This window comes from Oleiphilus sp. HI0080 (genome assembly GCF_001635135.1).
The window spans coordinates 1-6,898 of sequence record NZ_LWFU01000464.1 but is presented as its reverse complement, the minus strand read 5'-3'; the positions used below and the strand labels follow the sequence as shown (position 1 = coordinate 6,898).

Sequence of the window (6,898 nt, the reverse complement as noted above, 5' to 3'; positions counted from 1 at the left end):
ACATTCATCGTGTGTTCTATGAGAACGTACCTGAACGTTTGTGGGAGCTTAAAAATAGTCAAGGTAATGTGATCGATGTCGTTGTGCCCGGTCAATATCGCCAAGCACTTGTTGAGGTTGGCCGACACATACCGCCGGATGCAGAAAAGCTATCGGATCTCATGACCGGATTTTGCGAGACCTTTCATCCTGATCATTTTCAAGGTGATCGTAAGCTCATTGCGATTATGGCCGCGCATCATCGATTCGCGTGGATACATCCGTTTTCAGATGGAAACGGTAGGGTCGGACGATTGTTCACTGATGCTGCTCTCAAGCTTACTGGTTTGGATAGCACGGGAGCGTGGTGTTTAAGCCGCGGTTTGGCTAGACAGTCCTCAATATACAAAAGTAAGTTGGCCGCGGCCGATGCACCGCGAAAGGGTGACTTTGATGGTCGAGGACAGCTCAGCGAATCCGCATTGATGAACTTTTGCGAATTCATGCTCGATTGTGCGATAGATCAAGTGAGCTACATCAGTGAACTTCTGGATCTGGCGAGTTTTCGAAAACGCATAAATGGATATGTGCAGGCGCGCAATGATGGACGCGTGAAGGGATTGGGCGAGCTCAAATCTATTGCATCTATCCTGCTGCATACCGCCTTTGTACAGGGTGAACTGGAGCGATCTCAGGCGATTGAAATGAGCGGAATGTCCGAGCGCACCGCACGCAGAATGCTGGGACAGCTGAAAGGTGAAGGGTTGCTCAGCGAAACAAGCACCCGTTCTCCGTTGCGTTGGGAAATACCGGAGCATGCCGAGCCCTGGTACTTCCCAGAACTTGTTCCAGCATGATTAGACAAAATAGATCTTCCAATTCTCTAGGCTTATGCATTGCCGTTTGGTGCAAATCCGATCAAAAGACTTTGGTTTGCGATATACATAAAAAAGACTGTTGTAACGTTAGCGCTAGATGCTTCAAGAGGAGCGGCCTTTCGTATATCTGACAGTTTCAGATAGTAATAAGTAATCGCGTTAGAGCAGATACATCATCCTCACTCTAACGCAATCCTTTGAAAGTTCTAGTTAGACAGGGGCATTATTCTCCAGTCACTAACACATCATCAATCCAGATTGCTTCTCCTGAATTCAAACCTGCCCCCTCGATCTTGAATTTCAGACCATTGATGAAGAAGTTAGGGGTCTGAGCGACATTATTCGTTCGGCTGTATTCAAGCCATGCTCGGTTCGCACCGTCGGCTAGGTTAGCAATAGATTGATAGCTATTACCGTTCCAGAGTTGTAGAACCAATTCGCACTAGCATCCCGTTATGACTGGTTAAGATTATTTATTATGAACTCTAAGGTCTGCTTCTCTCACATTTTAAAAGTGTCTACAGAAATGGGGTGATACTAGATCACTGACGTGATGGCAAATAGGGCTTTCCCTCATGTTTCTCCTGTATCACTAAGTATCCCGAATCAAGTCTGGGATGACGATAGAGTAGACTCAGGGTGCAGGTTATTAGACTCTAGGTAATGATCTTGATGGACCGATTTACTGCTTCTAGCTTTGGTATTGGTCAGCCATAACCCTCCTAAAACGACCAACACACCTACCCAGACACCAAGTGCATAGTGCTTTCAAAATAGAGCATGCCGATCATCAAGCCCGCTGCAAGGGCCACTGGAGGAACGCCTTCAGGCCATGCAAGCGTACGATAGACGTTTCCGACAGCGATTGATACAGGCACGTCCAATCCTACCAAGTACCAACGGAAGGTGGCGGAGGAAACCAATTCTAACTGCAACCAAACAATCCAGAAACAGCCGAAGCAGGCCGGCGCATTAGGAAACGCCACGTCGGCCGCCTCGCTGATTAAACAGTAACACTAGACATGCACACCAGTTGACCTTCACAGAGCTCCTCCCAGCCCAGCGGGTTAAACCCTTGCAAATCCAATCGAAATGAGTGAGCGTAAACTCACGAATACAAAAAATAAACGACTCAAAGGGGTTAACTCGATGAAACGCGTTCTTGTTCTCGCTGCAGCGGTCTTGGGCCTTTTTGCATCCAATTTAGCTTTGGCAAATACCGTTAAGGTGACCCCTTTAGGCAGTCATGACGGAGAGTTCTGCCGTCTCGACCGCGCACTGATTTTCGAAGATCCAGACGGCACGCGCATCCTCTAGGATGCTGGCCGAACTGTGGCAGGAAGTGATGATCCCCGGCTCGGGAAGATCGACGCCATACTGGTTAGCCATGTCCATCGTGACCACGTGGGCGACAAGCATATAACCGCCGTAAATGAAGGCAGTTGTGCCAAACCCGAGTTTAAAATAAGCGCCCTACCTGACTCTAACACGGTGAAAATTGCGGTCGCTAAAGAAGCAGATATTATCACCGGAAGTGAAATGCCAAAATTTTTCGCTAAACAACTTGCTTTGGCAGGTGGCGATGCGGCTAAAAGCCGCTTAGTTCGCTTTGGCGCTATGACGAGTAAAGGCGGCGTTCAAATCACAACCGTTCCGGCGGCACATAGTAATGGATTGGCTCCCGGGTTTCTGCGAGGTGACTTTGCAGAGCACCTTGCCGATGCAGGGGTCACAGCCTATGTTGGGCCGCCCACTGGTTATATTTTGAAGTTTAGCAACGGGCTTGTGGTCTACCTTTCTGGCGACACAGGCATGACCGCCGAACAGAAAGAAGTAGTGGGAGCCCACTATCAGCCAGATCTGGCGGTTATGAATATTGGCGGTACCTTTACTACGGGGCCTACAGAAGCCGCCTACGTCATCAACGAGATGGTGAAGCCCATTTCGGTGATCGCTTCACATGCGAATGAGCCTGCGACAAAAAATGGCAAGGTGCTCGATAATACCCGCACAGCAGCCTTTACAAATGCGAGCAATGTTCCGGTGCACATACCCCTGAGCGGCAAGACCATGGAGTTTGACGCAGACGGCCAGTGCAAAAATGGGTGTTAGAGGCTTAACGCACCTCCTGTACTTATCTTTAGGATTGAGCTGGGGAAGCGAAACCTACGCCAACGGCAACGTCTCCGACCCTTGGGTAATGATGGCGAAACCCGGGCATGTTGTTCTAATGCGACATACGCTCGCGCCGGGCACAGGCGATCCCGAGAATTTTGACCTCTCAGACTGTGCCAGCCAACGAAACTTATCGCAGGCAGGTCGAAACCAAGCGCAACAGACGGGCGAAAAGCTGCGCGCAAAAGGCTATAGCGACGCGCGCGTTATCACCAGCCAATGGTGTCGGTGCAAGGAAACAGCTCAGTTATTAGCGCTAGGCGAACCCGAACAACTCGCATCCCTAAACTCCTTCTTTCAGAATTGGGAAATGAAGCAGGAAGCGACGAACAAGACCAAAGCCTGGATCGCCAAAGAGCTGAAGACAAAAGCCGATGGCGAGGTGATCCTACTAGTGACTCACCAAGTCAACATTACTGCACTCACAGGCCACTTTCCGAGATCAGGTGAGATGGTTGTCTCGCAGCAAAAACCGAACGGCGATCTTCGGCACGTTGCGTCAATCGATCCGCGCTAAATAGAGCGCGGTTCATTCCCGGCGCACTAGTTTCATCGCTCGCAGTCATGGTGATAGGAAGGTCTTTGCGGCGCAAAACCCGTCGCACGACCACCTGCTCGCTAGTGGCTAACATTGCCCTCTGTTATGATTTTTCTACACCTTAACTGAACGCACTTGCACACATGAGCACTGAATACTTCTTCGCAGCGGAGGGCTGCTACATCCGCGAGCTATCAAACTCGGCGGATGATCCTGCCGTCTCCATTGCACAAGCGCGCGTCGAGCCGGGAAATACGACTTCCTGGCACCAGCTAAAAAACACCATCGAGCGTTATGTGATTCTCTCCGGCACCGGACTCGCAGAAATTGGCGATGCAGCGCCTCGCACAGTGAACGCCGGTGATGTAGTGCATATCGCGGCCATGCAGCGCCAGCGTATTACCAATATCGGCAATGACGATTTGATATTCTTGGCAATTTGCACACCGCGCTTTTTACCCGAGAATTATCAAGAGCTATGAGCTCTTGGCCGACTAGGCTATGCTTCGCCCAAGCCATTACGCCTAACAGCAACCCTAATACAAAGCGAAATAAACCGAACATGCCTGAAGCTGAACTACCCCCCTGCCCGAGTTGTAAATCTGACTATGTCTATGCAGACCAACGCTTTTTGATCTGCCCTGAGTGCGGCTATGAATGGGATCCGGTCGAAGCGGCAGATGATGACAATCCAAAAGTGAAAGATGCTAACGGAACGCTACTCGCTGAGGGCGACAAGGTAACATTGGCCAAGGATTTAAAGGTAAAAGGCAGCTCACAGGTTTTAAAAGTAGGCACAAAAGCGATAATTCGCCACATCAAAGAGGGCAAAGACCACCAGCTAGACTGTCGCGTCAATGGCGCAGGCAAGATGCTCGTAACGGCTCAGTTTGTAAAAAAAGCCTAGCTTAAAAGGCAACAGCATAAGTGTCATTTCAACATTCTGAATCGTTCTAAATCGGCGTTTCATTTTGAACTAATCTTTTCGCCACGAGTTCGTGTACATCCATAGGCGGAGGAAGAAGTCATGTATCCAATCGAACCAAATATCTTGGATCAATACGCACATAGTGGCTGGGCTTTATGGAGCAGTATCTTTATCCTAATTGGCTTACTACTGTATACCTACGATCGATACGCTAAACGCTGGAGCGCTATTACCGGTTTGCATCAAACCGATGCAAGGGTGGTTTTCTCAGAAGTATGCATTGATGGGCATGCTCGCAAACAGGCTCTTGTGATTTATACCTACACGGTTAACGGCAAACACTTCAAAGGGCATCTGGCACAACCAAAAACAAACCTGCAAGCATTCATTGAAAAGCATCCGATGGGTACTGAAATACCGCTCTACTATGCCCACCGAGACCCCGCGTTTTCGTCACCATTTGTGCCGCCGACCAAGATATCGCTTATCAAACGAACCATCGTCAGATATTTTGCATTCCCGATTTTTGCCTTAAATCTCGCCTCGTTAACCGCTTACGTGGCCTTTAGCTGAGGAAATATCCCAAAAGCTTCTTAACCAAACATCTAGCGACGCCAAATAACTACCAGCGAAGTTGCGCCAGAAGGCTCACACTGACCGCATGCTTTTCATTCACGAGCTCCAGCGTGTCAAGCGTTCTCGGTCTATCACTTTGAAGATAAAGGGCCTCCACACCTAAGCGATAGTCAGACGCATCAGGAGACCACATCAATGCAACCGTGTGACTCCGCCCAAAATCATTGTTGTCATCGTCTACCCGATCCACATCATTGGCACCAAATACATCGTACCGATAGGTAAGACGGTATGCATTTAGGGAGTAAGACAGCATGCTATACGCAGAGTAAAAATCGACATCAACAGCAGGCAAGCTGCCCATCGAAGTACTGCCTTTTGATGCTTCAGATATAAGCTCCAGATTCGGATGGATAAACCACGAGGCGCCGAGCAAGGCAAACCGAGTTCGCCACGCATATTCTCCCCGGTGCAACTCCGTATCGCCTAGATTATCAACCCACGCGGCACTCAACGAAAGCCACTCGTTGTCGTAGTTAAAACGCAGGGCGTAACCTGGTCTTCCATCTAGATCAGAACCAAATGGTTTAGTGCCATCGTCGCGTTGCGCGCCAAACATCCCGGAGTCTGATAGCGCCTGCGTTTGCGGCAACGACAATACGTCATCGTAAGCGGTGCGCAATCGGCCATAGCTCCAACCTCGATACGCAAGCAAGGCGCCCATACTGTCGTTGCCAACAAATGTCGTAGCGCCAAGCGTAAATCGCTCCCCGCTATCGGTGTCGTAACGATAATGCGCATCCAAACCAATGGGACGAAACTCTTCTCCAATCCAACTGTTGAGCGATGAGTATGTAATTGTGTATGGCGAATCCCAAAACTGCTCGATGTTTTCATGTGATGTCGGTAAAAAAAACTGGCCGATTCGAGTGGAGACTTGCTGATTAAAATCAAGTTGATTGCGATACCGCAACTCGACCTCTACCAGTCCAATCTCGCGCGCGGTTGCATTGTTTGAGTACGCTTGAGCTTGAACAAAGGCACGAAAACGCCACTGCGCATCAAATTGATACCGATACTCGAAGTTTGCCTCCGCTGCCGCCGCGTTGTCTGGGCCAGACTGGCCATAGGCAAAACGACCTAAGCCATAGTTCAGCCAACTCATATCACTGTCGTTGTAGTTGCCAATCAAGGTGAGACTTGTGTCGAACCGATGCGCTTGCTCTGCTGCAACCAGCCCACTACTCGCTAGCCATATGCACAATGCGGCGCCTTGCAGCCAGCACGGGCAGAAAGAAGCTAGTCTGATCCGAGAGCTTAAAGCGTCAGAAAAGAGTAGTTGCACACTAAGCGCCCTTCCTTATGTTTCAGCATCAGCACGACAATCAGGCAAGCTGTAAGCATCCAACCAAGCTATAAACTCTGCAGCTGGTTGAGGTTTAGCGATAAAGTACCCCTGCAATTTGTCACAGTGCCATTTTTCTAAAATCTGCCAAGCCTCCGCGGTCTCAACACCTTCTGCCACAATCGTCAATCCCAGCTTATGCCCCATTTCAATCGTCGATTGCACGACGGCCTGATCAAATGCACTTTGATCTAGATTTAGAACGAAAGACATATCAATCTTTAACTCATCGACAGGCATTCCTTTTAGCTGACTTAGCGAAGAGTAACCTGTGCCATAATCGTCAACCGCCAACAAAAAGCCGAGGGTTTTGAGTCGATTAAGCACCGAGAGCGCTTGCTCAGGGTCTTCCATCATTGCGCTTTCGGTTACCTCAAAAATAAAGGCATCTGCAGGCATACTTTGCTTTTTGAGCATAC

Annotated in this window: 11 protein-coding genes; 7 read left to right on the top strand and 4 right to left on the bottom strand. The window is 49.3% G+C overall.

Going from position 1 to position 6,898, the window contains the following annotated elements; genetic code table 11:
- Positions 1-836 (top strand): Fic family protein (locus A3751_RS09500; RefSeq protein ID WP_156492357.1); only part of this gene is annotated, 836 nt, incomplete at its 5' end.
- Positions 837-1,080: 244 nt separating this feature from the next.
- Here A3751_RS09500 and A3751_RS09495 read toward each other — a convergent pair.
- A complete protein-coding gene (locus tag A3751_RS09495) occupies positions 1,081-1,293 on the bottom strand; it encodes a hypothetical protein (RefSeq protein WP_068454926.1) in 213 nt (70 codons plus the stop codon).
- Between the two features lie 304 nt (positions 1,294-1,597).
- Positions 1,598-1,843, bottom strand: coding sequence for a hypothetical protein (locus tag A3751_RS22745; RefSeq protein ID WP_068454923.1), 246 nt, complete (start codon positions 1,841-1,843; stop codon positions 1,598-1,600).
- A 163-nt stretch (positions 1,844-2,006) separates the two neighbouring features.
- Here A3751_RS22745 and A3751_RS22740 point away from each other — a divergent pair, with 163 nt between their 5' ends.
- The 6 genes from A3751_RS22740 to A3751_RS09465 all read left to right on the top strand — a co-directional run bounded on the left by A3751_RS22740 (position 2,007) and on the right by A3751_RS09465 (position 5,071).
- Positions 2,007-2,174, top strand: coding sequence for a hypothetical protein (locus A3751_RS22740; RefSeq protein WP_156498527.1), 168 nt, complete (start codon positions 2,007-2,009; stop codon positions 2,172-2,174).
- Positions 2,175-2,189: 15 nt separating this feature from the next.
- Complete coding sequence (locus tag A3751_RS09485) at positions 2,190-2,969, top strand: MBL fold metallo-hydrolase (protein WP_197466255.1); 780 nt, start codon at positions 2,190-2,192, stop codon at positions 2,967-2,969.
- Positions 2,959-3,549: a histidine phosphatase family protein gene (locus A3751_RS09480; RefSeq protein WP_082863153.1), complete on the top strand. Its 591-nt coding sequence runs from the start codon at positions 2,959-2,961 to the stop codon at positions 3,547-3,549. The genes A3751_RS09485 and A3751_RS09480 overlap by 11 nt, the downstream gene beginning before the upstream one ends.
- Before the next feature lie 164 nt (positions 3,550-3,713).
- Positions 3,714-4,052 carry a cupin domain-containing protein gene (locus A3751_RS09475; RefSeq protein WP_068454920.1) on the top strand — a complete coding sequence of 113 codons (339 nt, stop codon included), beginning with the start codon at positions 3,714-3,716 and terminating at the stop codon, positions 4,050-4,052.
- 80 nt (positions 4,053-4,132) lie between these two features.
- Entirely contained in the window at positions 4,133-4,477 is a 345-nt protein-coding gene (locus tag A3751_RS09470) for a zinc ribbon domain-containing protein YjdM (RefSeq protein ID WP_068454918.1), read from the top strand.
- A 120-nt stretch (positions 4,478-4,597) separates the two neighbouring features.
- Entirely contained in the window at positions 4,598-5,071 is a 474-nt protein-coding gene (locus tag A3751_RS09465; protein WP_068454915.1) for a hypothetical protein, read from the top strand.
- A gap of 49 nt (positions 5,072-5,120) precedes the next feature.
- On the opposite strand, the gene A3751_RS09460 is transcribed toward A3751_RS09465, so the two are convergent.
- Together A3751_RS09460 and A3751_RS09455 are read right to left on the bottom strand one after the other, a co-directional pair.
- Positions 5,121-6,338 carry a hypothetical protein gene (locus A3751_RS09460; RefSeq protein WP_068463798.1) on the bottom strand — a complete coding sequence of 406 codons (1,218 nt, stop codon included), beginning with the start codon at positions 6,336-6,338 and terminating at the stop codon, positions 5,121-5,123.
- Between the two features lie 96 nt (positions 6,339-6,434).
- On the bottom strand, positions 6,435-6,898 hold a 464-nt coding region (locus A3751_RS09455; protein ID WP_082863152.1), incomplete at its 5' end, for an EAL domain-containing protein.

Excerpts from the sequence above, each read along its gene's own strand:
- A3751_RS22740 (WP_156498527.1), top strand. The coding sequence starts at position 2,007 with ATGAAACGCGTTCTTGTTCTCGCTGCAGCGGTCTTGGGCCTTTTTGCA.
- A3751_RS09480 (WP_082863153.1), top strand. The coding sequence starts at position 2,959 with ATGGGTGTTAGAGGCTTAACGCACCTCCTGTACTTATCTTTAGGATTG.
- A3751_RS09475 (WP_068454920.1), top strand. The coding sequence starts at position 3,714 with ATGAGCACTGAATACTTCTTCGCAGCGGAGGGCTGCTACATCCGCGAG.
- A3751_RS09470 (WP_068454918.1), top strand. The coding sequence starts at position 4,133 with ATGCCTGAAGCTGAACTACCCCCCTGCCCGAGTTGTAAATCTGACTAT.
- A3751_RS09465 (WP_068454915.1), top strand. The coding sequence starts at position 4,598 with ATGTATCCAATCGAACCAAATATCTTGGATCAATACGCACATAGTGGC.